The organism is Amycolatopsis orientalis DSM 40040 = KCTC 9412, assembly GCF_000478275.1.
GTDB lineage: Bacteria > Actinomycetota > Actinomycetes > Mycobacteriales > Pseudonocardiaceae > Amycolatopsis > Amycolatopsis orientalis.
Genome location: NZ_ASJB01000099.1, coordinates 41,067 through 63,025 on the forward strand (window position 1 = coordinate 41,067; position 21,959 = coordinate 63,025).

16 protein-coding genes are annotated in these 21,959 nt (G+C 67.9%); 10 read left to right on the top strand and 6 right to left on the bottom strand.

From position 1 onward, the window contains the following. Positions 1 to 100: 100 nt before the first annotated feature. Positions 101 to 1,606, bottom strand: coding sequence for an ArnT family glycosyltransferase (locus L324_RS39615; RefSeq protein WP_037321282.1), 1,506 nt, complete (start codon positions 1,604 to 1,606; stop codon positions 101 to 103). A 202-nt stretch (positions 1,607 to 1,808) separates the two neighbouring features. Here L324_RS39615 and L324_RS39620 point away from each other — a divergent pair, with 202 nt between their 5' ends. Then, on the top strand, positions 1,809 to 3,074 hold the full coding sequence (locus L324_RS39620; protein WP_037321284.1) for a cytochrome P450: 1,266 nt from the start codon (positions 1,809 to 1,811) through the stop codon (positions 3,072 to 3,074). 147 nt (positions 3,075 to 3,221) lie between these two features. Here L324_RS39620 and L324_RS39625 read toward each other — a convergent pair whose 3' ends face one another. Then, on the bottom strand, positions 3,222 to 4,778 hold the full coding sequence (locus tag L324_RS39625) for a hypothetical protein (protein ID WP_152547142.1): 1,557 nt from the start codon (positions 4,776 to 4,778) through the stop codon (positions 3,222 to 3,224). Then, on the bottom strand, positions 4,763 to 5,536 hold the full coding sequence (locus tag L324_RS39630) for an ABC transporter ATP-binding protein (protein WP_037321286.1): 774 nt from the start codon (positions 5,534 to 5,536) through the stop codon (positions 4,763 to 4,765). Before L324_RS39630 ends, L324_RS39625 begins: the two co-directional genes overlap by 16 nt. A gap of 211 nt (positions 5,537 to 5,747) precedes the next feature. On the opposite strand from L324_RS39630, the gene L324_RS39635 reads away from it, so the two are divergent. From L324_RS39635 to L324_RS39645, 3 genes are all read left to right on the top strand, one after another. After that, complete coding sequence (locus L324_RS39635) at positions 5,748 to 6,128, top strand: DUF8711 family protein (protein WP_037321288.1); 381 nt, start codon at positions 5,748 to 5,750, stop codon at positions 6,126 to 6,128. Positions 6,129 to 6,169: 41 nt separating this feature from the next. Then, positions 6,170 to 7,315, top strand: a complete 1,146-nt coding sequence (locus L324_RS39640) for a DUF418 domain-containing protein (RefSeq protein ID WP_235783783.1) — start codon at positions 6,170 to 6,172, stop codon at positions 7,313 to 7,315. A gap of 388 nt (positions 7,316 to 7,703) precedes the next feature. Continuing rightward, the gene (locus tag L324_RS39645) at positions 7,704 to 10,451 is read left to right on the top strand and encodes a helix-turn-helix transcriptional regulator (RefSeq protein WP_235783784.1); all 2,748 of its coding nucleotides are present in this window, start codon (positions 7,704 to 7,706) and stop codon (positions 10,449 to 10,451) included. 77 nt (positions 10,452 to 10,528) lie between these two features. On the opposite strand, the gene L324_RS39650 is transcribed toward L324_RS39645, so the two are convergent. Further along, positions 10,529 to 12,778 carry a penicillin acylase family protein gene (locus L324_RS39650; RefSeq protein ID WP_235783785.1) on the bottom strand — a complete coding sequence of 750 codons (2,250 nt, stop codon included), beginning with the start codon at positions 12,776 to 12,778 and terminating at the stop codon, positions 10,529 to 10,531. An 812-nt stretch (positions 12,779 to 13,590) separates the two neighbouring features. Between L324_RS39650 and ccrA the strand changes: the two genes are divergently transcribed. The 6 genes from ccrA to L324_RS39680 all read left to right on the top strand — a co-directional run bounded on the left by ccrA (position 13,591) and on the right by L324_RS39680 (position 20,234). Continuing rightward, complete coding sequence (ccrA, locus tag L324_RS39655) at positions 13,591 to 14,814, top strand: crotonyl-CoA carboxylase/reductase (protein WP_037321295.1); 1,224 nt, start codon at positions 13,591 to 13,593, stop codon at positions 14,812 to 14,814. Between the two features lie 34 nt (positions 14,815 to 14,848). After that, positions 14,849 to 16,441: an HAL/PAL/TAL family ammonia-lyase gene (locus L324_RS39660; RefSeq protein ID WP_037321297.1), complete on the top strand. Its 1,593-nt coding sequence runs from the start codon at positions 14,849 to 14,851 to the stop codon at positions 16,439 to 16,441. Then, positions 16,438 to 18,228, top strand: coding sequence for a feruloyl-CoA synthase (locus tag L324_RS39665; protein WP_037321300.1), 1,791 nt, complete (start codon positions 16,438 to 16,440; stop codon positions 18,226 to 18,228). Before L324_RS39660 ends, L324_RS39665 begins: the two co-directional genes overlap by 4 nt. Positions 18,229 to 18,304: 76 nt before the next feature. Then, positions 18,305 to 18,592, top strand: coding sequence for a hypothetical protein (locus L324_RS39670; protein ID WP_037321302.1), 288 nt, complete (start codon positions 18,305 to 18,307; stop codon positions 18,590 to 18,592). Between the two features lie 123 nt (positions 18,593 to 18,715). Then, positions 18,716 to 18,982, top strand: a complete 267-nt coding sequence (locus tag L324_RS39675) for a YkvA family protein (RefSeq protein ID WP_235783786.1) — start codon at positions 18,716 to 18,718, stop codon at positions 18,980 to 18,982. A 142-nt stretch (positions 18,983 to 19,124) separates the two neighbouring features. Further along, a complete protein-coding gene (locus L324_RS39680) occupies positions 19,125 to 20,234 on the top strand; it encodes a serine hydrolase domain-containing protein (RefSeq protein ID WP_051174390.1) in 1,110 nt (369 codons plus the stop codon). A 50-nt stretch (positions 20,235 to 20,284) separates the two neighbouring features. On the opposite strand, the gene L324_RS39685 is transcribed toward L324_RS39680, so the two are convergent. Both L324_RS39685 and L324_RS43230 read right to left on the bottom strand, forming a co-directional pair. Continuing rightward, positions 20,285 to 21,136 (bottom strand): hypothetical protein, encoded by an 852-nt coding sequence (locus L324_RS39685; protein WP_037321308.1) that lies wholly within the window; start codon positions 21,134 to 21,136, stop codon positions 20,285 to 20,287. A gap of 557 nt (positions 21,137 to 21,693) precedes the next feature. Beyond that, positions 21,694 to 21,954 carry an LLM class flavin-dependent oxidoreductase gene (locus L324_RS43230; RefSeq protein ID WP_037321310.1) on the bottom strand — a complete coding sequence of 87 codons (261 nt, stop codon included), beginning with the start codon at positions 21,952 to 21,954 and terminating at the stop codon, positions 21,694 to 21,696. Positions 21,955 to 21,959: the final 5 nt, after the last annotated feature.

Consider the following 21,959-nt stretch of genomic DNA (forward strand, 5'->3'; position numbering starts at 1 on the left):
GAAGCGAGCCTAAAACCGTTGTTCGGGAAGGGATACCCCTATCGCCCCCTTCACCCCGCACCCCGCCCCAACCCCTGTCCCGCGACCGGGACCGGCCGGTTCAGGCGATATGGCGCATGCGCTCCCAGAGCCGCGGCCAGCTGTCCAGCGGTCTGTCGCAGATCCACAGCGGAATGTCCAGCGCCAGGTTCTTCAGTCCGTTGTAAGCGTTCCCGGTGGTGCCCGCCGGTCGCACCGAGCCGAAGTACTTCCCCAGTTCGCCGGGATCGGACCCGGCGAACAACACCGACGTCGTGTTCTCCGGCGGTACACCGAAGTACGCGTAGCCACGGTGCGCGCTGTAGACGGCGAGCTCCGGCGCGAACTTGTACAGGGCACCGGCCTGGGCGTAGTCCGCGGTGAGCACGACCGTGCCGGGCGGCATCGTCCGCCGCGTCCGCTCGACGGCGCCCGCGAATTCCGGCCATCCCACGGTCTGCGCCGATTCGGCGGGCCCCTGAGGGGAACTCGCCAAGGAGGCGACCGGATAGATCGGGAGCATCAACGCGGCGGCCAGCGCGGCCGAAACCGGCAGCACCGGCCAGGCCACCCACGGCACCCACCGGGTACGCGGTGACGGTCCGAGCCCGGCGGCGCCCGCGGCCAGCAACAACGGGAAGACCCCGGCCAGGTAGTCGGCGCGGCCGTTGATCGCGATGAACACCACCAGCAGGGCGACGACGGTGAAGCCGAGGAACCGCCATTGCCGCAGCCGATCCGACCACAACAGCCGTCCCGCGCCGAACAGGAGCAGCAACGCGGGCAGCCCGGCCAGCGAAAGCAGCGTCGGCAGGTAGCCGACCCGGCCGCCGGTGGCTTCGGCGCTCTGCGCGATCGCTTCGCTCATCTCGATCTGCGGCCAGCCGTTCGCCGCCTGCCAAAGCACGGTCGGCAGCGCGCAGACGCCCGCGATCGCGGCACCCGCCCAGAGCATCGGACGGCGCAGCAGTTCCCGCGGTCCGGCGAGCGCGACCGCCGCCACCGCGAACACCAGGAAGAACACGATCAGGTACTTGGCCTGCAACGCCACCCCGGCGGCGATCCCGAGCAGGAGCAGCAGCCGATCGTCCCTGGTGCGCACCCAGCGCACCAGCAACAGGGTGGCCAGCGCCCAGAAGAACATGTCCACCGAGTTGGTCGCCAGCCAGTGCCCGGCCAGCAGCGTGATCGGCGCCGCGCCGTAGGCCGCCGCGGCGATCACCTGCGCCCGTCGCGCGCCGCCGAACTCGCGCGCGATCATCGCGGTGACGAACACGCCCAGCACCGCCAGCAGGATCGCCGGCAACCGCAGCACGACCAGCGAACCGCCCGAGATCTGGTCGAGGGCCCAGGCGAGGAGCGGCACCAGCGGCGGCTGGTCGACGTAACCCCAGTCCGGATGCGCGCCCGCGGCGAGGAAGTAAAGTTCGTCCCGGTGGTAGCCGTAGGAGCCGCTGGTGACCAACAGCGCCAGTCCCACGACGGCGACCACGATCGCGACCGGTGCCCGGGCGAACACCGGTCGGCGATCCGCGTCGACATCCTGGACCTCGTCCGCCGTCGAGATCGCCGAAACGCTCTGCTCCACTGAGATCCCCCACCGCGCTGGCCCCGGGGTTCCCGGGCGACTTCGCCCGACCGTACTGTCGGGCGCGCTCCTTCCTCTACCGCGGGAAAGTGTTCTGGGGCCGCGTAGGGGATGGCTAGGGGTTCGTCCCGGCACGGCGGGGAAGACTTCCGTGGAACGATTGCGGTCACTGGTTGTTCCCGTTTCGCGGAGAGGACTTTCCATGGTGACCGCCACCCAGAGCCGCGTCGGTGATTTCCGGCTGGGCACGACCCTGCTCGCCGCCAAGGCGCTGGTCCGGCTCAGCGGGGTGCTCGGCGATCCGTTCGCGGATCTGTTGCGCGGCCAAGAGAATCCATACCCGGTGCATCAGCGGGTCCGGGAGCTCGGGCCGCTGCACCGCAGCAAACTCGGGCCGTGGCTCACCGCCAGCCATCCGCTGATCGACTCGATCCTCCGCGACAAACGCTTCGGAATCCGTACCACCGATGGAAAACTGATGAACGGTGGACTCAAGGACGCGCCGAAGCTGGATGTGTCCTTCCTGGAGCTGGACCCGCCGGACCACGGCAGACTGCGCCGCCTGGTCGCGCCCTCGTTCGGCCCGCGCACGATCGAGCGGTTCCGGCCCGCCGTCGAACGCGCCTGCGAGGAGCTGCTCGACGAGCTGGAGCGCGAGGAGACCTTCGACCTGATGTCCGGGTTCGCCACCCGGCTGCCGCTGGTCGTGATCGGCCAGTTGCTCGGCATCGGCGAAGAACGCTGGACGGACTTCCTGCGCCATGGCGCGGTGATCGGCGCGACGCTCGACGGCGTCAGCTCGGTGAAGTTCGCCAAGCAGCTGCGTATTTCCATCCAGGAACTCACGGTCCTTTTCGGCGAGCTGATCGACCAGCGGCGGGCCGAGCCCCGCGACGATCTGACCACCAGTCTCGTTCAGGCGAGGGCCGAGGAGAAGCTGACCGCCGAGGAACTGGTCAACATCTTCGGCCTGCTGGCCATCGCGGGTTCCGAGACCACGGCGAACCTGATCGGCAACGGCACGCTCGCGCTGCTGCGGCACCCCGACCAGTGGGACCAACTGCGCGAAAACCCGGACCTGGCGGCGAAAGCCGTCGAAGAGACACTGCGCTACGAGTCGCCGGTGCAGCAGTCACAACGGTTGCCGCACGAGGACGTCGAGCTGAACGGCAAGGTCATTCCCGCGGACACCCAGGTGGTGCTGCTGATCGGCGCGGCGAATCGCGATCCCGAGGTCTACACCGAACCGGACCGATTCGACCTCAACCGCACGGACGGCCCGGACCACCTGTCCTTCTCCAGCGGCATCCACTACTGCATCGGCGCGCCGCTGGCCCGGCTGGAGGGAGAGGTGGCGTTCCAGGCCCTCGCCGCCCGGATGCCGAAGCTGAAGCTGGCGGGTGAGCCGAAAGTACGCCGGTCGTTGGTGATCCGCGGCCTGCGGACCCTGCCGCTGAGCGGGTCGTGAGGCGTCACGCAGGGTGAGAGGGTTCGAGTGTGGAGGATTTGGGACGTTCAACGTCCCAAATCCTCCACGCTCGCGGGTGCGCCGGGTTCCGATACCGACTTTGCCGGGACCCTGACCTCGATGGTGGGCAAGGTGTGAAGGACTCCTTCACACCCCCTGGCGCACCACCTTGAACAGCTCCGGACCGCGGCGCTCGAACCGTAGGTACGCCTGACGACCGCACTGCCACCACATCAGCACACCCACACCCACCCCGACAGGCACGGCCAGCCAGCTGAGCACGGCGCTGTCCTCGGCCAGGCCCAGGATCAGCAACGCGGTCGACGGTCCGATCGCGGTGAGCAGCAGCGGGACGAGGCTCAGCTGGAGGTAGTGCGGGTTGGTGCCCGAGGTGAACGGGTTGCTGTCGGAGTTCTGCGGCACCGGGTACGCGGCGATCACCGAGAGCAGCACCACCGAGCCCGCGCAGCCACCGATGCCCGCGGGCAGGAGCGCGAGCACCCACGGCCAAGCCCAGTCCAGTCCACTGAAGACGGTGAAGCCCACGGTGAGCGCGATACAGAACGGCGCCACCACGAGCGCCCACGCCAGCTGACGGCCACGGACGTCGGCCCGCGCGGAATCGGGCGCCACCAGGGTGTGCCACATACCGCCACCGTCGAGCCCGTAGAGGTTCGAAGTCTCCGCGCAGGCGAGGCCCAGTACGAACAGTCCGGCGAACGGCAGCAACAGCTCGGCGCCGCTCAACGCCGGCACCACCGCGCCCGGGAGCGCGGCCAGCGAGGTGACCAGCACCGCCCGGCGACGCGCGTCGCGGCCCCAGGTGAGCAGTTCCTTCTGGACGACGCCGCCCAGCGGGGTCGCCGGCAGGACCCGGACCAGCAGCCCGTCGGATCCGGCCCGGCGGCTGCGGCCGGTCGCGGCCCTGGCCGTGATCCGGCGCTCGATCAGCGGCGCCCACGCGAGCAGAAGCAGCGCGATCAGCACCGCGAGTCCGAGCAACGCGCCGAGCGCGATCGGCCAGTCGGCCCGTGCCGCCGCCTCGACCGCCGCCATCCCCCAGCCCGACGGCAGCAGGTGCAGCAGCGTGGAGAACCCCGGCGCGTTCCCGCGCACGATCTCCGGGCCGAGTGACTGGATCGGGTACCGCAACAGGAAGCCGCACACGCAGAGTGCCGCGACCAGCAGCAGCGCCAGATCCCGCCCCCGGCGTGATCGCAGCGCGGCACCGAGGGCGGCGAGGACCACCCGGGAGGCGAGGACGAAGAACGCCGTCTGCAGCAGCAGTGCCGGAATGGCGACCAGCGTCGCGGCGGCCCCGAGACCGGCGCCGAACACCACCAGCGCGACCCCCGCGAGGAGGGTGACCAGCGCTCCGCCGCCGACGAAGGCGACCCCGAGCAGTCCGGTCGCCAGCTGCCGGGAGGTCATCGGGAACAGCACGAAATGCTCCGGGCGCAGGGTCTCGTCCCCGCCGCCGGAAAGCAGCGGCACGATGATCCAGCCGACGAACCAGGCCAGGAACGCCAGGCCGAGCAGGTCCGCGGTGATCTCGTCGGTGTCGAGGCCGACCGCCGCCAGCCCGATGGTGAGCGCGGCGCCGAGCAGGCCGAGCAGCAGTTTGGCGATGCTGGTGATCGCCTGCTCCGGCCGGAAGGAATGCGCCAGTACCCGCAGGCGCATCCGGATCAGGACGACAGCCACGCGAGCCCCTCCGCCCCTTCGGTGTGCCCGCCGACCAGCGCGACGAACGCCTGCTCGAGACCCTGTTCGCCGCCCCGTACCTCGTCCACCGGCCCGGCCGCGACCACCTTGCCGTCCGACATCACGCCGACGTGGTCGCACATCAGCTCCACCAGCGCCATCACGTGACTGGACAGCACCACCGCGCCGCCCGCGGCGACGAACCGGTTGAGGATGACCCGGATGGTGGCCGCCGACACCGGGTCCACCGCCTCGAACGGCTCGTCGAGCACCAGCAGCTTCGGGGCGTGCAGCAACGCGTTGGCCAGGCCGATCTTCTTCCGCATACCCGCGGAGTAGTCCACGATCAGCGTCCGCTCCGCCTCGGCCAGCCCCATCACCTGCAGCAGCTCGGCGGCCCGCGAGTTGGCGGTCTCCCGGTCAAGGCCACGCAGGAGACCGCTGTAGACCAGCAGCTCACGGCCGGTGAGCCGCTCGGGCACGGACAGGCCGTCCGGCAGCACCCCGATCAGCGCCTTGGCCTTGGCGGGCTCACGCCACACGTCCACGCCGAAGATCCGCACCGAGCCGGCGTCCGGTCGCAACAGGCCCACGGCCATGGACAGGGTGGTGGTCTTCCCGGCGCCGTTCGGCCCGACCAGGCCGAAGAACGAGCCGCGGCGGACGGTGAGCTCGGCCGAGTCGACCGCGACCTTGTCACCGAACACTTTCCGCAGCCCGGAGATCTCCAGCGGGGCCGAGGCGTCATCGGTCGTCACGGGGGCCGTTGTCGCTTCTCGCACCGCTCGATTGGAGCACAGCCCGCCGCCGCACACCCTCGTCAATCGGTACCAGGCTCGTCAGTCGCCTCCTCCCTTTTGATGAGGCGGATATCCCTCTCTACGCCGATCGTCAGGAGATGCGGAGATCAATAGCATCGGTGCAATCAGATCATTATGTCCGTTTTTCCGGCTGCGGCGGAGGGTGCAGATGACCGCGCGAATGGCTCGGAAGTGCTCGTTACTGCTGGTCACGTTGCTTGTCCTGGCAACCGGTTGCAAAGAGACCGACCAGGCCCAGGCCACGACCGGCAAGGCGAAGGCGTGCGTGCAGGCGCTCAACCTGGCCGCCATGGTGCCGGACTACAAGAACCGCGAGCGGGACGCCGACGAGCTCCAGAGCCGGGCGGACCGGCTGCGCGATCTGGCCGGGAAGGTCTCCGACAAGGAGGTCGGCGGGGCCGTCGGCGGACTGGCCGACCAGTACGCCAAGTCCCAGAGGAACAAGCGCGAGACGGTCGAGACGTTCGCCAACTGGGTCCGTGACACCGTCCGCAACATCGACAAGCTCAAACAGGTGTGCATCTCATGAACACCGGTGGCGCGACTGGCTCAGGCACCCGCCTGATACACGTGGACGCGCTCCGCGGGTTCGCCCTGCTGGGCATTCTCGCCGTGAACATGGCCTTGTTCTCCTCCGGTTTCGCCTTCACCGGAATCGCGGACCCGACATTCGATTCCTGGCTGGACGACGCGGTCGAGTGGACAATCTTCTTTTTGTTCACGATGAAGTTCTATCTGCTTTTCTCCTTCCTTTTCGGATACAGCTTCACGCTGCAGATGGATTCGGCCGAACGTAGGGGTAGCCCCTTCAAGCCCGCCTTCCTCAGGCGGCTCGCGGCCCTGTTCGTCCTCGGCATCGCGCACGCCGTGCTGCTGTTCCCCGGTGACATATTGGCGACATACGCCGTTCTCGGTCTGATTTTGCTCGCTGTCCGTAACATCCGCCCACGGACAGCGATGGCGATCGCGGGTCTGCTGACCGTCGCCACCACGGTCGCGATGGTGCTGGTCGGCCTATCCGGGGCGATCGCCACGGACCCGGCGTCGGCGCTCATCGAGGGCGCCCGATCCACCGAAGCACTGCGCGGGAGCGCCGGCCAGGTGCTGTCCGAACACCTCAAGACACTGCCGTGGAGCCTCGGCACACTCGCCGTGCAGGGCCCGCTCGCCCTCGCGTCGTTCCTGATCGGATTGGCGCTGGGCAAGCACCGGGCGCTGGCGGACCCCGGCGCGCACGGGCAGGTACTGCGGTTGCTGCAGTGGGTCGGCCTGCCGATCGGACTCTCCGGAGCACTGATCTTCGCCAGCTTCGGCGGTACCCACGACACGCTGGCCACCGCGGTCGGTTATGCCACCGCACCCCTTCTGACCGCTGCTTATGTGGCCACGGCCCTGCGGGTCTTTCAGTCGCCGCGCCTCCGGATACCCACCGGTTTCCTGGCCGCGGGCGGCCGGATGGCCCTGACGAACTACCTCACCCAGTCGCTCGTCTGCGCCCTGATCTTCACCGGCCTCGGCGCCGGACTGATCGGCAAGCTGCGGCCGGGCACCGTACTGCTGCTGACCCTCGGGGTGTTCGTGGCCCAGCTGGTGGTGAGCAGGCTGTGGCTGCGGCTGTTCCGTTACGGCCCGGTCGAATGGCTGCTACGCGCGGTCACCTATGGCTCCTGGTCCCCGGCGTCCGCCGGGGCGCGGACCCCGAAGGTGGCCGCCTGATCTCACCCTGAGGAGGTAAAAGCCTCGTTAATCCTTGGCTGCGGCGTGAGCCGCGGGCCAGTTGGCCACTAACCAACCGACTAGAGTCGGGACGAGTGGCGGTACCAGCATGCCCGCATCCGGAAAGAACGACCCCACTCAACCCCTATTCGCATAGGACCCCCTACTCGCCCTTCCCCATAAACGCCGTTCCCGCAGCTCCATTCAGGTGAACTCACCTGAAGAAGCAGCGCTCCGCTCACCGCTACCCTGCGATCGGTCCCGGTGGGAACTGTCACCGTTACACCCGATCAGGTGGTACGGTAACTTCACTCACACGTGGATTCTGGGGAATTGGCGCTGAGTCAATGGAACGGTGATGTCACAAAAGCCCTATGGGGGGTTAACTATGTCCATCGCAGAAAGAGATGTCTTTTCTGACCAGCTGAACAAAGTGTTCGAAAACGGCGGCCGGGGTCGAGCCTGTCTCGTCTCCGGTGGCGTGGCCAGCGGTAAGACCGAGCTGCTGGAACGGCTCAACGATCAGGCGATCAAATCCGGCGCGCTGGTCCTCAGCGCGACGGCCTCGACGGTGGAGCAGACGCTTCGAATGGGTGTCGTCGGACAGCTGTTCCGCAACTCGGCAGTGCCCGAGGCCGTCGCGGCGAAAGCGGAGTACCTGCTTTCCGCCGGCATGCCCACCAGCAGGCAGCCCGACCAGGACCCGCCGGCCTTCGATCAGACGACCCTGTTGCTCGCGCAGGAGATCTGCGCGCTCGTGCTCGAAATGGCCAAAGAACGGCCAGTAGTGATCACCGTGGACGACGCGCACTTCGCGGACCAGTCGTCCACCGACACCCTGCTTCATCTCCAGCGGCGGATCCGGTCCGCCAGGGTCCTGATGGTCCTCGCGGAACGAACCGGCGAGGGCTCGGCACGGCTCCGGACCGAGGTCATGCGCCAGCCGCATTCGCGGCATGTCCGGCTCCAGTCTCTGTCCGCCACCGGCGTCGGCGAACTGCTGGCCGAACGGCTCGACGGCGTTCCCGCAGAATCCTTCGTCACCGCCTGCGCGGAACTGACCGGCGGCAATCCGATGCTGGTGTGCGCACTGGCGGAGGACTGGCTGGCCGCCACCGCGACGGCCGGAGAGGCCCAGACCGCACCGCCGGTCCCGGTCACCGGCGAGAACTACCGGCAGGCGGTGCTGTCCTACTGTCACCGCGCCGATCCCGACGCCGCTCGCGTGCTGCGGGCGGTGGCCGTACTCGACGAACTCGCGACGACCGCCAACGTGGCCAAGGTGACGGACATGTACCCGTCCCACGTCGCCGACCTCCTCTCCCTTGTGGACGGCGGCGGGCTGACCGTGGACGGCCGGTTCCGTGACCCGGCGGCCAGGAACGCGGTGCTGGCCGACCTCGATCGCCAGGAGCACACGGCCCTGTACCTGCGCACGGCCAAGCTGCTGCACGACGAGGGGGCCGAGGCGGGCGAGGTCGCGGCCTACATCGCCGCTTCGGGAGAGTCCGGCGAGACGTGGGCCACCACCTTCCTGCGGGACACCGCGGAACAGGCGGTCGCCCAGGCGAATCTCCCCGCCGCCGTGTCCTATCTGGACCTGGCGCGGCGCACCTGTGCCGACGAGCGGCAACGTGCGGAGCTGACCGTACGGCTGGCGGGCGTGCAGTGGCTGGTGGATCCGGCCGCGGCCGGTCAGCACCTCAGCCGGCTCACGGCCGACCTTCGGCACGGACTGCTGGCACGGGAGCACGCGCCGCCGTTGGCCCGCTGGCTGGCCTGGCACGGTTTCGCCGACGAAGCCAAAGAAGTACTGGCCGGTCTCCGGGAGACGATCGCCGACGCCGGCCCCGCACTGGCCGCCGACTACCGGATGACCGTGCAGTGGCTGCGGTTCTTCCATCCGCGGCTGGTGGAGGACACCGTCGACCCGACCTTCGCGGATCGGGGCGAGACCGCCGGCAGCACCCTGTTCACCGTGCTGAAGAACGGCACGACCTCGGACAGCGTGCACGACGCGGAGCAGGTGCTGCAGGGCTGGCGGATGAGCGACATGCCCATCGAGTGCGCGTTGTCGGCGCTGCAGACGCTGTTGTACGCGCAGTGCCCCAACCGTGCCACGGAGTGGTGCAAGGAGTTGCTCGCCGAGGCGGAGAACCGCAACGCGACCACCTGGCGGGCGATCCTCACCGATCTGCGCGCGGCGATCGCGCTCCAGCTGGGCAACCCGTCCGAAGCGCGTGCCCACGCCCTCAAGGCACTGGAGATCATGCCGCCGCAGGGCTGGGGGGTGGCGATCGGCTCGCCGCGAGCGCATCTGGTGCTGGCCAACACCATGATGGGCAAATTCGACGAAGCGGCCGAGCAGCTCACGCATATGATGCCGCGCACGACACACCAGACCCGGTTCTGGCTGCAGTACCTGCAGGCTCGCGGGCACTACCACCTGGCGACCGACCGGCTGCACGCCGCGCTGGACGACTTCCAGATGGCAGGCGACCGGGCAGGGCGATGGGGTCTGGACTTCCCCGCGCTCACCCAGTGGCGCAGCGACGCGGCCAGGGTGTACGTCCGCCTCGGCCGCGGCGATGTGGCTCAGCGTCTCGTCACCGAGGAGCTGGAGCTGCCCGGCAGCCGGGGGCCGCGGATCAGGGCGGTCGCGCTGCGGGTGCTGGCCTCCACCGACAACCTCCGCAAGCGGGTCCCGCTGCTGCAGGAGGCCGTGGACCTGCTGCAGCACTGTGGTGACCCCTACGAACTGGCCTACACCCTCGCCGATCTCAGCCAGGCCGGTCAGGTGCTTGGCGAGACGAACCGGGCCAGGATGTTCGCCAGGCGGGCGATCCAGCTCTCGAAGGTCGCGCACGCCAACGTGCTCCACAGCAGGCTGATCGTGCACAGCAAACCGCTGCCGGGCTCGGCCGAGGTCGCGGACGAGTTCAACCCGCTGGAGCCGCTGAGCACGGCGGAACGGCGGGTGGCGGTGCTGGCCGCGCTCGGCCACAGCAACCAGGAGATCAGCCGGAAGCTGTGCGTCACCGTGAGCACGGTCGAGCAGCATCTGACCAAGACGTACCGCAAGCTCAAGGTCAGCCGCCGCACCGACCTGCCCACCGAGCTGGCGGGTATCGCCTGACGGCTCTTCTCACCACAAAGCAGGCAGCCCCGCACTTTGCCGTAGTGCGGGGCTGCCTTCTTGTGGGGGCGGGATCGTCAGGGCTTCGGCACCAGCCGGATGCTCAGGACGGTGTTCCGCTCCACCGCCTCGCGGCTGTAGACGAGCGGGACGTATTTTCCGGTGCGCCATTTCTCGGTCATCGCTTCGTAGCCCGGCGAATTCGGGTCACCGGATTGCCCGGGCGCGTTGATCATCTGCGCGGCGTCCCAGTTCCCCACGTCGAGCACCATCCGGAACGAGGGTCCGGCCAGGCCCTGGTAATCGACCGGGCTGTAGACCGACGAGTTCACCGTATGCCACGACCCGCCGATCGGCACCGGCCCCGCGTTCCACCGGGCGGCCGTCGCCTGGTCGACCTTGGGTGCCAGCGGATGCGCGAAGGTCACCTGGTGCAGCCCGCCCCATCGCCACTGGGCCGGATCCGCGCCGCCGCGCCGCTTGGCGTCCGCCAGCGCGGTACCGAGGGTCCTCAGCAGCAGCTGGTCCCTGGCGGCGGCGCCACCGGCACCGAAGTACCGGTCCGGGTTCTCCATGGCGTCCATCAATACCGCCTGGTCCGGCAGGAAGATCGCGCCTGCCACCGCCGGAGGCAGCACCGAGAACAGGAAGTTCGGCCCGAGGTGCCACATGAACCACACCTCGAACAGCAACGCGGGTGCGCTCCCCGCGTCCAGCACCCCGTTCCAGCTCTTCAGCAACGACAACGCTTCGGCCACCGCAGGATCGGTACTGCTCAACGGCTGCAGCAGCGTGACGAGCCGCCGCGCCTGGAGGGAGAGCTGGTCGTTCTGGAGCGTCGCGGAGTCGGACGGCGTGCTTCGCGGCTTCGACCCGAGCACCTCGTTGATCCGTTGGTACCGCGCGGGATTGCTCCATTCGTAGCCCACGCCCGGCGTCGTCCCGTTGTACTCGTTGGCGGTGACGACGAGCCCGTTCGCGGGATTGTGGACGCGTGGCAGTTCCGAGGCGGGTATGAAGCCGTTCCAGTCGTATCGCCCGTCCCCCGGCACCGGGAGGAGTCCGTCGTACCCGGTCCGCCGCGGCGCGAGTCCGCCGACGGCCATGCCGATCTCCCCGGACGTGTTCGCGTACACGTGGTTGAGCCCGGGTGCGCCCCAGCTGTCCACCGACTGCTTGAACTCGCCGAAGTTCTTGGCGCGCAGGTGCTTCAGGCTGCCGTAATAGGGTGACATGCCCGGCTCCAGCCAGGCGGCACGCACGGCGTAGGCACGGTTTCCGGCGGTGTCCGTCTTGATCACCGGACCGTGCCGGGTGAACTGGAGCACGACCTCCTTGGTACCCCCGTCACGCAACGGAATCCGTTCGGTGACAGTGGTGAACTTCTCCCAGCCGCCGCCATGGCGGTAGCGGCTCGGATCGGCGGGATCGAGTTCGTAGACGTAGAGATCTTCCTGGTCCATCGCCGAGATCGTCAGGCTGAACCCGGAGACCTCGTTGTGCCCCAGCGAGATCCCGGGCGCGAAGGGTTCACCGGCGCCGATCACGTCGAGCCCTGGCGCGTTCAGGTGTGACACGTAGCGGGTCGCGGGCGCCGGCAAGGCGCGGTGCGGGTCCGAAGCCAGCAGCGGTCGTCCGGTGCTGCTCCGGTTCGTGCCGACCACCCAGGCGTTGCTGCCCTCCGGTGCCTCGACGAGCGGGTCGGCCACGTTCGCACCAGCGCTGAAGTCCAGGCCGCCGGTAGCGAGGGTGAACACCCGCGTCACGTCGTCGGGCAGCGCGCACGGGTCGAGCCCGGCCGGAACCGCCGGGCTGTGCGCGGGTTCGAGCCGAACCCGGTACCGGTCGGCCTCGATCCCGCCGGCACAGGCGATCTTCGCGCGCGCCACCTCGCTCTTGAGGTTCTGGCTGAGCCCGTGCGCGCGGATCCGCACCACGTCCTCGGCGCTCCAGCGAGCCGGGGCGTATCCCAGTTTCCGGAACTCCTCGGGCAGCGCGGCGGGATTGGCGGCCAGGAAGTCCACATAGGCGTTGACGCCGTCGGCGAACCGCGTCGCGGCGAGCTTGCCCTCCGGACCGTATGCGGCCCACTCCTGCGTCATGTCCTTGCGGTAGAGGAACAGCCGGGCGGCCCTGTCCTGTTCCGCGAACGAATCACCGAGCACTTCGGAGAGCAGGCCCAAACCCTTGCGCCGCCACAGGTCCATCTGGAAGATTCGATCGCGGGCCGCACCGAAACCCTGCGCCAGGAACACATCCGGGGTGTTCCGCGCGTAGATGTGCGGCACGCCCCACTTGTCGACCAGCAGATCCACCGGTTCGGTCACGCCGCGCACCTGCTGTGTGAGCGACGGCCAACGGGTCGTCGCGTCGGCCGTGACGGGAGGCATCCCCGCCACGCCGACAAGGAAGACCGTCCCAAGAAGACACAGCCGCCAACGCATCGCACTCTCCCCCTGGTTCACCCCGTCCCGGGCACGGATGGTCCCGGCCGGGACGGTATCGCCCCTCGTCACCACCATCCGCCGTCCGGTCCGGCACACTGGGTGATTCGAGCCGTCGCACCGCGGGATCGCCGAACGTGTCACGGAAAACACACGAACATCCGAGCCTTCTTCGCCCACGGCGGCACGATGATTATTTGTCGTCCGCACGCTACTGATGGCCTCGGCGGGAAAGCAGCCCCTAGCCGCCACCAACTGACCCCTATTCGTCGCGAAACACTCGATTCGCCGCTGACAACCAGTGTTCCCGCTGGTACCCGGCCGCGGTACTGGGTGCCTTAGGGGCACCGCTAGGGGTTGACGGTCCCCTCGCGCGACGGACATCCTGGGAAACCCGGACGCACCGACGCGGGAACCTTCTTTCCGGCACCATGCCCGCGACTTTCCGAGAGTCATTTCTCCGCGAAACCCCACTGCCGGACGAACACGGAGGCTCAGCACCATGGCTGGATTCCTGCTCGACGGCGGCATGTTCGGCACCCACCCGGCCGACCCGATCACGCGCGGAATACCGGGATACGGCGCGAAGCGATCAACACGGCGAATGGTTGACCTTGGGGGCTACTTGCACAAAGGCCACTGATCGAGTGTATTGCCGTTGAATTCTCTCTTCACGATCGCAGGAAAGTGCCTCAATGGGAAAAAATCTCTACGATATCGGGGAACTCCCTCCCGTGGGTTATGTCCCGGATCAGATGCATGCACAGGTAATCCGCCAAAACCGCTACGGCCAGCCGGACCAGGCGTTCCAGCACGAGGTATTGCCGACTCCGCGGCCCGGATACGGTCAGGTTCTCGTCTACGTGATGGCCGCGGGGATCAACTACAACAACGTGTGGGCCGCACTCGGCAAGCCGCTGGACGTCATCGCGATGCGGCAGCGGCACGGTGCGCCGGAAGACTTCCACATCGGCGGCTCGGACGCGGCCGGTATCGTGTGGGCGGTCGGCGACGGTGTCCGCCAGGTCAAGGTCGGCGACGAGGTCGTCCTGTCCGGCTGCCAATGGGACGAGCGTGCGGCGGACATCCGGATGGGTGTCGACCCGATCACCTCGGTGACCCAGAAGGCCTGGGGCTACGAATCGAACTATGGTTCGTTCGCGCAATTCACCCTGGTCGACGAATACCAGTGCCATCCGAAGCCTGTTCAGCTTTCGTGGGCGGAGGCGGCGTGCTTCATGGTCTCCGGGGCGACGGCGTACCGGCAGCTCTGCGGCTGGCAGCCGCATACGGTCCAGCCGGGCGACGTGGTCCTCATCTGGGGTGGCGCGGGCGGACTCGGTTCGATGGCCATTCAGATCGTCCGCCTTTTCGGGGGTATACCGGTCGCGGTGGTATCCACGGAATCCAGGGCGGATTACTGCAAGGCACTCGGCGCCGCCGGCGTGATCAATCGCAATGATTTCACTCACTGGGGCCCGATCCCGGACGCGGCGGACACCGCCGCGACGAAAGCATGGATGAGTGAGGTCAAAAGGTTCCGTTCCACCCTGTGGAGCATCGTCGGCGAGGGCCGTAACCCGCGTATCGTCTTCGAACATTCGGGTAAGGACACGCTGCCCACTTCGGTCTACGTCGGCGACAACGGCGGCATGATCGTGATCTGCGGCGCCACCACCGGGTACCACGCGGACATCGACCTGCGGTTCCTGTGGATGCGCCAGAAGCGGCTGCAGGGATCGCATTTCGCCAACGCCAAACAGTGCCGCGCGGTGACCGAACTGGTGGGGGCGAACCGCCTGGACCCGTGTCTGTCGACGACGGTGGGATTCCACGAGCTGGGGCAGGTGCATCAGCGGATGCACTCCAACGAGCTGCCTCCCGGCAACGCGGCCGCCCTCATCAACGCGACCGAGTAACACTCGCAGGATTGCACTAGGAGGAGCCCGGCCCATGTCTTTGACCACCTCGCACCAACTTGACGAGATCTCCATCGACGGTCGCGAACTGACGATCGACGAGCTCGTACTCGCCGCACGATCTCCTGGTACGCAGGTGTTCGCGCTTTCCGCGGATTCGCGGCGGCGCATCGAAGCATCCAACGCCCTCAAGCACGAGCTCGTCACGTCCGGACTGCCGATCTACGGCGTGACCGCCGGATTCGGCGACAGCAACACCCGCCAGGTCTCGAAGCACAAGACCGCCCAGCTGCAGGACAATCTGATCCGCTTCCTGTCCACCGGCGTGGGTCCGTACGCCACCCCGGAAGTCGCCAGGGCGACCATGGTCGTCCGGGCCAACTGTCTCGCCCGGGGAGCGTCCGGGGTGCGCCCGGAACTCATCCAGACCATTGTGGACTGCCTCAACGCGGAGATCCTGCCGCGTATTCCCGAGCGTGGCTCGGTGGGCGCCAGCGGCGACCTGGTCCCGCTGAGCTATCTGGCCGCCATGATCACCGGACAGGGCACCGTGTCCCATCGAGGTGTCCTCAAGCAAGCGGCGGACGCGCTGCGGGAGTGCGGGATCCAGCCGCTCACCCTGGAGGCCAAGGAAGGTCTCGCGCTGGTGAACGGAACGTCCTTCTCTTCGGCGTACGCCGCTCTCGCCATGCACGACGCCGAGCGAGTCGCCGAGGTCGCGGAGTGCTGCACCGCGATGGCGAGTCAGGTACTCGCCGGGAATCCCGGCCACTTCGCGGAGTTCCTGTTTCTGCAGAAGCCGCATGACGGGATGCTGACCAGCGCACGCGCCATCCGGCGATTGCTCTCCTCCGTGACGCCGATCGACGAACCCACGATCCATCCCGATGTGAACTTCCGCGAACTCGAACAACCGATCCAGGACCGGTATTCGATCCGCTGCGCCCCGCATGTCATCGGGGTGGCGCGGGACACGATCGGCTGGGTACGCAAGTGGCTCACCGTCGAGGTCAACTCGTCCAACGACAATCCCCTGTTCGACACGGCTTCCGGCACCGTCCACAATGGCGGGAACTTCTACGGTGGCCATGTCAGCCAGGCGATGGACTCGGTGAAGACGGCCGTGGCCAGCGTCGGCGACCTCCTGGACCGCCAGCTCGAGCTGATCGTCGACGAGAAGTTCAACAACGGGCTGACCCCGAACCTGATCCCGCGGCTCGCCCACGACAATTTCGAAGCCGGCCTTTTCCACGGGTTCAAGGGAATGCAGATCACCGCGTCCGCGCTGGCGGCGGAGGCTCTCAAGTGGACGATGCCGGCGACGTCGTTCTCCCGGTCGACCGAAGCGCACAACCAGGACAAGGTCAGCATGAGCACCATCGCGGCCCGTGACGCGCGATCCGTCGTCGAACTCGTGCAGCAGATCGCCGCGATCCAGCTGATCGCGCTGTGCCAGGCCGCCGACCTCCGCGGGCTCGACTACCTCAGCGGCCCGACGCTCGCCGTCTACCACCAGATTCGCGCGGTGTCCCCGTTTCTCGACCGTGACCGCGCACTCGACGAGGACATCGAGCGGGTCACCGCCCTCATCAAATCCGGCGAACTGATCATCGACCCCATGCCATGAAAGAAGTCTTCGCAGAGCCGGTGATCACGTGCGAAGACCGAGCGGACGGCGTACGAATCCTTCGTTCCACCGAGCCGCTCGGAGCCTACCCGCGCTCGCTCGCCGATCCGCTCCGCAGTTGGGCACGCAAGACGCCTCACCAAGTCCTGGCGGCCGAACGTACTCCGTCCGGTGACTGGTTTCCCGTCACATATGGTGAGGCGAGAACCCGGGTCGACGCGCTGGCCCAGGCGTTGCTCGATCGTGGTCTCGGACGGGCGAGCCCCTTGCTCGTCCTGTCCGGGAACACGATCGACCATCTTCTGCTCACCTTGGCGTGCTACACCATCGGAGCACCGATCGTTCCGGTGAGCGTGGCGTACTCGGTGCGATCGGACACCCACCTTCGCCTGCGGGCGATCACCGAACTCGTGCGGCCCGGCATGGTGTTCGCCGACGATGGTGAGCTGTTCGGCCCCGCGCTCGACGCCGTGACCGCCGTCCGCGGCCCGGCCTGTCGCGAACTGGTGGCCCGCAACGCGCGAGGGCCACGCCACGAGTCACTCGACGACCTGCTGCGGACGACCGTGACCACCGATGTCGATCAGGCGTTCCAGTCGGTGACCGGTGACGACGTCGCCAAGATCCTTTTCACCTCGGGGTCCACCGATGTCCCCAAGGGCGTGCTCAACACGCACGCCATGCTGGCCGCCAACCAGCAGATGCTCCGGCAGATCTGGCCCTTCGTGACAAGGACCCCACCGGTGCTGACCGATTGGTTGCCGTGGAGCCACACATTCGGCGGTAACCACAACCTGCATCTCGCGCTGCGCAACGGCGGAAGTCTCTACATCGACAACGGAAAGCCGACGCCGGATCTGTTCGACCGCACTCTTGAAGCGCTGCGATCCGCGCCTCCCACCGTTTGTGTCAACGTCCCGGCCGGTTACGCCATGCTCGTCGATCGGCTCGAGCAGGACCACGAACTCGCGTCTCAGGTTTTCAGTGCGGCCGAGCTGATCCTCTATGCCGGAGCCGCGCTCGACAGCGGCCTCCGAAACCGGCTTCACCGGCTCGCGAAAAAGGCGACCGGACGCGATATCCCGGTTGTCTCGTCATGGGGAGCGACCGAAACGGGACCGGCCGCGACTTCGACCTACGGCTCGGTCCGCGACGGCATCGGTGTGCCGCTGCCCGGGGTCTCGGTCAAGCTCGTGCCCCACGGTGCCCGTCAGGAAATCAGAGTGCTCAGCCCTTCGGTGACCGCGGGCTATGTAGGCATGAAGAACGACAGCATGTTCGACGACGAGGGCTACTATCGCAGCGGTGACGCAGTCCGGTTCGTCGTCGACGACGACCCTCGCCAGGGCTTGATGTTCGACGGCCGTATCGCCGAGGATTTCAAGCTGTCCAGCGGAACGTGGGTCGCGCCCGGACGTCTCAGGGAGACCTTGCTCGCCACGACCGAAATCCTGGCCGACGCGGTGGTGGTGGGAGCGGACCGATCGTCCGTCTCGGCGTTGTGCTGGCTTCGACCCGGCCGCCACAAGGAAGATCCGGACGTGCGGCTGCACCTGGCGCGCAAGCTGGCCGAGCTGAATCGGGGCGCCGGTTCGGCGTCCCGGATCGAACGTCTGTTGCTGGTCACCGAACCGCCCAGTCTCGATCACGGTGAAATCACCGACAAGGGCTACATCAACCAGCGCGCCGTCGTCACCCGGAGAGCGGCTCTGATCGCTTCGCTGTACCAGGAGCCACTTGATCCCTCCGTCGTCCGCCCGGCCTCCGAACTGCCGGCTTCGACCTGACTAGCGTCTGCGGGTAGTAGGGGCCCGGTACGGAGTCGTCGGGCGCTTCGCGGTCGTCGTGGACCGATGAGTCGTCGTGGTCCGCGTCGTCCCCGGCGTCGCCTGGGTCGTGGTGGTCACCGGGGTTCCCGGCGGCGACGTCGTCGTCTTCACGGGGCCTGTCGGCACCGTCTTCGGGGCCTTCGTGGTCGTCGCGGGGACCACCTGGCCCACGCCCGGCCCGCCCCCGGCGCACGCGCCGAGCAGCACGCTCGCGCTCATGATCAGGCCACACCACCACACCCGCATGGCCCGGACCCTAACAGCCGCCGCCGCCCCGTCCGGCCACTTCGGTGTGATCTCTCCGGCCCTTGGGGCTCGATGACGAACCGGTCGGCACTGGAGGACATCGCTGTCGAGCTACCGCCCTGACACGGCTACCATCGTGCTGCCGCGACCTTGTGACGAGAGGAGATCCGTGGACTCCCTTCCGGCGACACTCGGCGTCGTGGCCATCGTGGTGCTCGTCGTCCTCGTCCTGGCCGCACTTTTCCTCGTGATCAAGCTGGTCCGGAAACACCGTCAGGTCCATCGACCGGACACGCCGGTGCCCACCAAGATCGCCTATTGGCTTTCTCTGGTCTATACGGTTTTTCCGTTCGATCTCTTGCCGGACCCGATCTACTTCGACGATATCGTGGTCCTGACCGGCGGATTGATCTATGTCGGCAAATCGCTCAACAAGAAGACACGCGACGACCGCCGCTTGGACTGAGGACCGCGAACCGAATCGGGTGCGATCGCCGGGTGTACTGCTCTGTTCGAGTGGTTGTGTTTTTCCGTTACGGCGCCCGGTGATCACCGGAGGCTAGCGTCGGCTGGGGAAATCCGGAATCCGAGGGGAGATCCACCTCATCATGTACCGAAGATTTTCACGTCCTTTGAAGAAGATCCAGCTCGTGGCCGCGCTCACCGTGGCCGGTCTGATCGCCACCACGGGCACCGCGCTCGCCGACACCAGCGCCGACCGAGACGTCGTGCAGGAGGCGCTGGACCAGCTGACCGCGAGCGGCGCCGCCCTCGGCGTGCAGGCCAGGGTGACCGACGGTCGTCAGCGGTTCACCGCGCGCTCCGGCAAGGCGGAACTGGGTTCGAACCGCCCGGTGCCGGAGAACGGCCGGTTCCGCATCGGCAGCATCACCAAGACCTTCGTGTCGACGGTGCTGCTGCAACTCTCGGGCGAAGGCAAGGTCGCCCTGGACGCGCCGGTCGTCCGCTATCTGCCCGGCCTGATCGACGGCCGCATCACCGTGCGGCAGATCCTGCAGCACACCAGCGGCCTCTACAACTACACCGACGCGCTGCCGCTCAGCCCGGACGAGTTCGAGCCGATCCGCTACAAGCACTGGACGCCCGAGGAGTTGCTCAAGGTCTCCACCGACAAGCCGCTCGACTTCGACCCCGGCACCCGGTGGAACTACTCCAACACCAACTACGTGGTCGCGGGTCTGCTGGTGGAGAAGCTGACCGGCCGGCCGTACGAAAAGGCCGTCGAGCAGCGGATCCTGAAGCCGCTGCGCCTCGGTGACACCGAACTTCCCGGCGACGACGTCGACATCAGGGGGCCACACGCCCACGGCTACGTGACCGTGGCGGGCAAGCCGAACGACATCACCCGCATCAACCCGTCGGTCGCGTGGGCCGCGGGCGAGATGATCTCCACGACCCGTGACCTGGACACGTTCGGCGTCGCGCTGGCGAGCGGCAGGCTGCTCAAGCCCGCGCAACAGCAGGAGATCACCAGGACCACCGCGGTCAGCCCCGAGTACGGCCTTGGCCTGCAGGTGCAGACCCTGCCGTGCGGGAGCAAGGTCTGGGGCCACGGCGGGGGCATCCCCGGCTACTCCTCGCAGCTGCTGACCACGCCCGACACCACCAAGCGGCTGGAGCTCTCGGTCACCAGCGCGCCGACGGGCGGCGACGCCAACGACGCGTTCCGCAAGTTACTCACCGAAGTCTTCTGCTGACGAGAGGTGCCCGTGCTCTCCCCGGGCGAAAGCACGGGCACCTCTCCCGGCTACGAAGCCGCCAAGGCGGCCCGGACGGGTTCCTTGGCCTGCGTGGCGAAGTGGGCGGTGACGATCGCGCCCGACATGGCCAGGAGCAGGCCCACGACGGTGAAGGCGCCGAAGCCGTCGCGAACCCTGTCGTCGAGGAAGACCAGGCCGATGACCGAGGACAACGCCGTGTTCGTGGTGAACATGATCGCGTTGACCGCCGTCGCGCCGCCCTTCTGCAGGGCCAGGGCGAACGCGACCGCCGCGGCCAGGCCGTTGAGGATCATCGCCCACACGGCCGGTTCCACCAGTAACCCCCAGCCCGACGACGAGACGTCCAGAGTGCGCGCCGAAATACCGACCACACTGAAGCCGACGCCTGTCGCGAAGCCGAGCACCTGCGCGGCCCACGGTCGGTCGAACCGCCTGACGTACCACGCGATCGCCCCGACGACCAGCGCCATCGCGGGCAGGACCCAGCGCCAGGCCGACGGGAGCACCTTGGCCGGCCCTGGCTGCGCCGACAGGCCCAGCAAGATCAGCCCGATCGCCCCGACTCCCAGCGCGACCCAGCCCGGCGCCGCCAGGCGCGTGCCCATGAACGCCGAGATCATGGCGGTCACGCCGACGCTGAACGCCAGCACCGACTGGACCAGGAACAGCGGCAGCCGATGCAACGCGGCCGCCGCCGCGGTGAAGCCGATCAGGTCGACGCCGATGCCCAGGAAGTAGATCCACTGGCGCCGCAGGTGCACCAGGTCCAGCGCGCTGCCGCCATAGGCGCCCGCGCGACGGACACCGATCGACTCCAGCACCGAGCCGGCACCCGAGGCCAGCGCCGCCAGCAGCGCGAGGACGTATCCGACGATCATCCCCGCAGTCTGTCAGCCGTGGTCAGCCCCACTCCCCCGCAGGTCCGCTCGCCGCGCGACAGATGGCCCCGGGGCGCCTCGTCCCGCGTCTGAAGACAAGTGTCCGACTTGGGTCGTTTGTGTGGTTTCGCGAGGTGGTCGTGAGTGGCAAAGAGCGTTAGAACGCTCTTTGCCACTCACGACCCCGTTCAGGAACGTGCATCTCGCGAGGGAGCCTCACGTAGGTCGCCAAGTAGTGAAGGCCTCCTTCGCTACCTTGAGGGTAGGCAAGGGGACCTTCACGGCATCGAGTCGATCACGCCACGTTTGCCTTACCTCTCAGTATCTTCCGGCCCTGTCTGCCGGAAGACCTCAGTAACGTGCCGCTTTGACGTGCCACGCGAGGTGTTCTTCGGCTTCACTCGAACGATCATCGGGAGATGGTTCGTCCAGCGGACTGCTCCCCGGTGCCGGGGTCGGTCCCGAGCGTCCTCATGCGATCGCCGACGTGAGGGCGAATCGCGGCGCGAACGCGGACATCCGGTCGCGTTGCCGATCGGGTTCGGTGGCGGTGGCGCTCAGCCCCATCGGGTGTACTCCAGCGCGTCCGCGCTCCGGCCGGCGTCGGTCGCGGTCGGGCGGGCTAGTTCGATCTGGAGGCGGCGTTCGTCCGGGGTGAGCGCACCCCCGGGGAAGTAGCCGTCGCCGCGTTGCCCGGAACGGCGGGCGACGGCCCGGCTCGAACCGCCGATGTGGACCGGCAGATGTGTCGCGCCATGGGGTTTCTTGTCGGGGTCGACGCCGAAGTAGGGCGTGCTGTAGCTGATCGCGAACCTCATCGTGC

What these genes read in the sequence shown, in the direction of transcription:
- L324_RS39635 (WP_037321288.1), top strand. Translation starts at nt 5,748, where the DNA reads ATGACCGCGCGAATGGCTCGGAAGTGCTCGTTACTGCTGGTCACGTTG.
- L324_RS39660 (WP_037321297.1), top strand. Translation starts at nt 14,849, where the DNA reads ATGTCTTTGACCACCTCGCACCAACTTGACGAGATCTCCATCGACGGT.
- ccrA (WP_037321295.1), top strand. Translation starts at nt 13,591, where the DNA reads ATGGGAAAAAATCTCTACGATATCGGGGAACTCCCTCCCGTGGGTTAT.
- L324_RS43230 (WP_037321310.1), bottom strand. Translation starts at nt 21,954, where the DNA reads ATGAGGTTCGCGATCAGCTACAGCACGCCCTACTTCGGCGTCGACCCC.
- L324_RS39665 (WP_037321300.1), top strand. Translation starts at nt 16,438, where the DNA reads ATGAAAGAAGTCTTCGCAGAGCCGGTGATCACGTGCGAAGACCGAGCG.
- L324_RS39685 (WP_037321308.1), bottom strand. Translation starts at nt 21,136, where the DNA reads ATGATCGTCGGATACGTCCTCGCGCTGCTGGCGGCGCTGGCCTCGGGT.
- L324_RS39680 (WP_051174390.1), top strand. Translation starts at nt 19,125, where the DNA reads ATGTACCGAAGATTTTCACGTCCTTTGAAGAAGATCCAGCTCGTGGCC.
- L324_RS39645 (WP_235783784.1), top strand. Translation starts at nt 7,704, where the DNA reads ATGTCCATCGCAGAAAGAGATGTCTTTTCTGACCAGCTGAACAAAGTG.
- L324_RS39620 (WP_037321284.1), top strand. Translation starts at nt 1,809, where the DNA reads ATGGTGACCGCCACCCAGAGCCGCGTCGGTGATTTCCGGCTGGGCACG.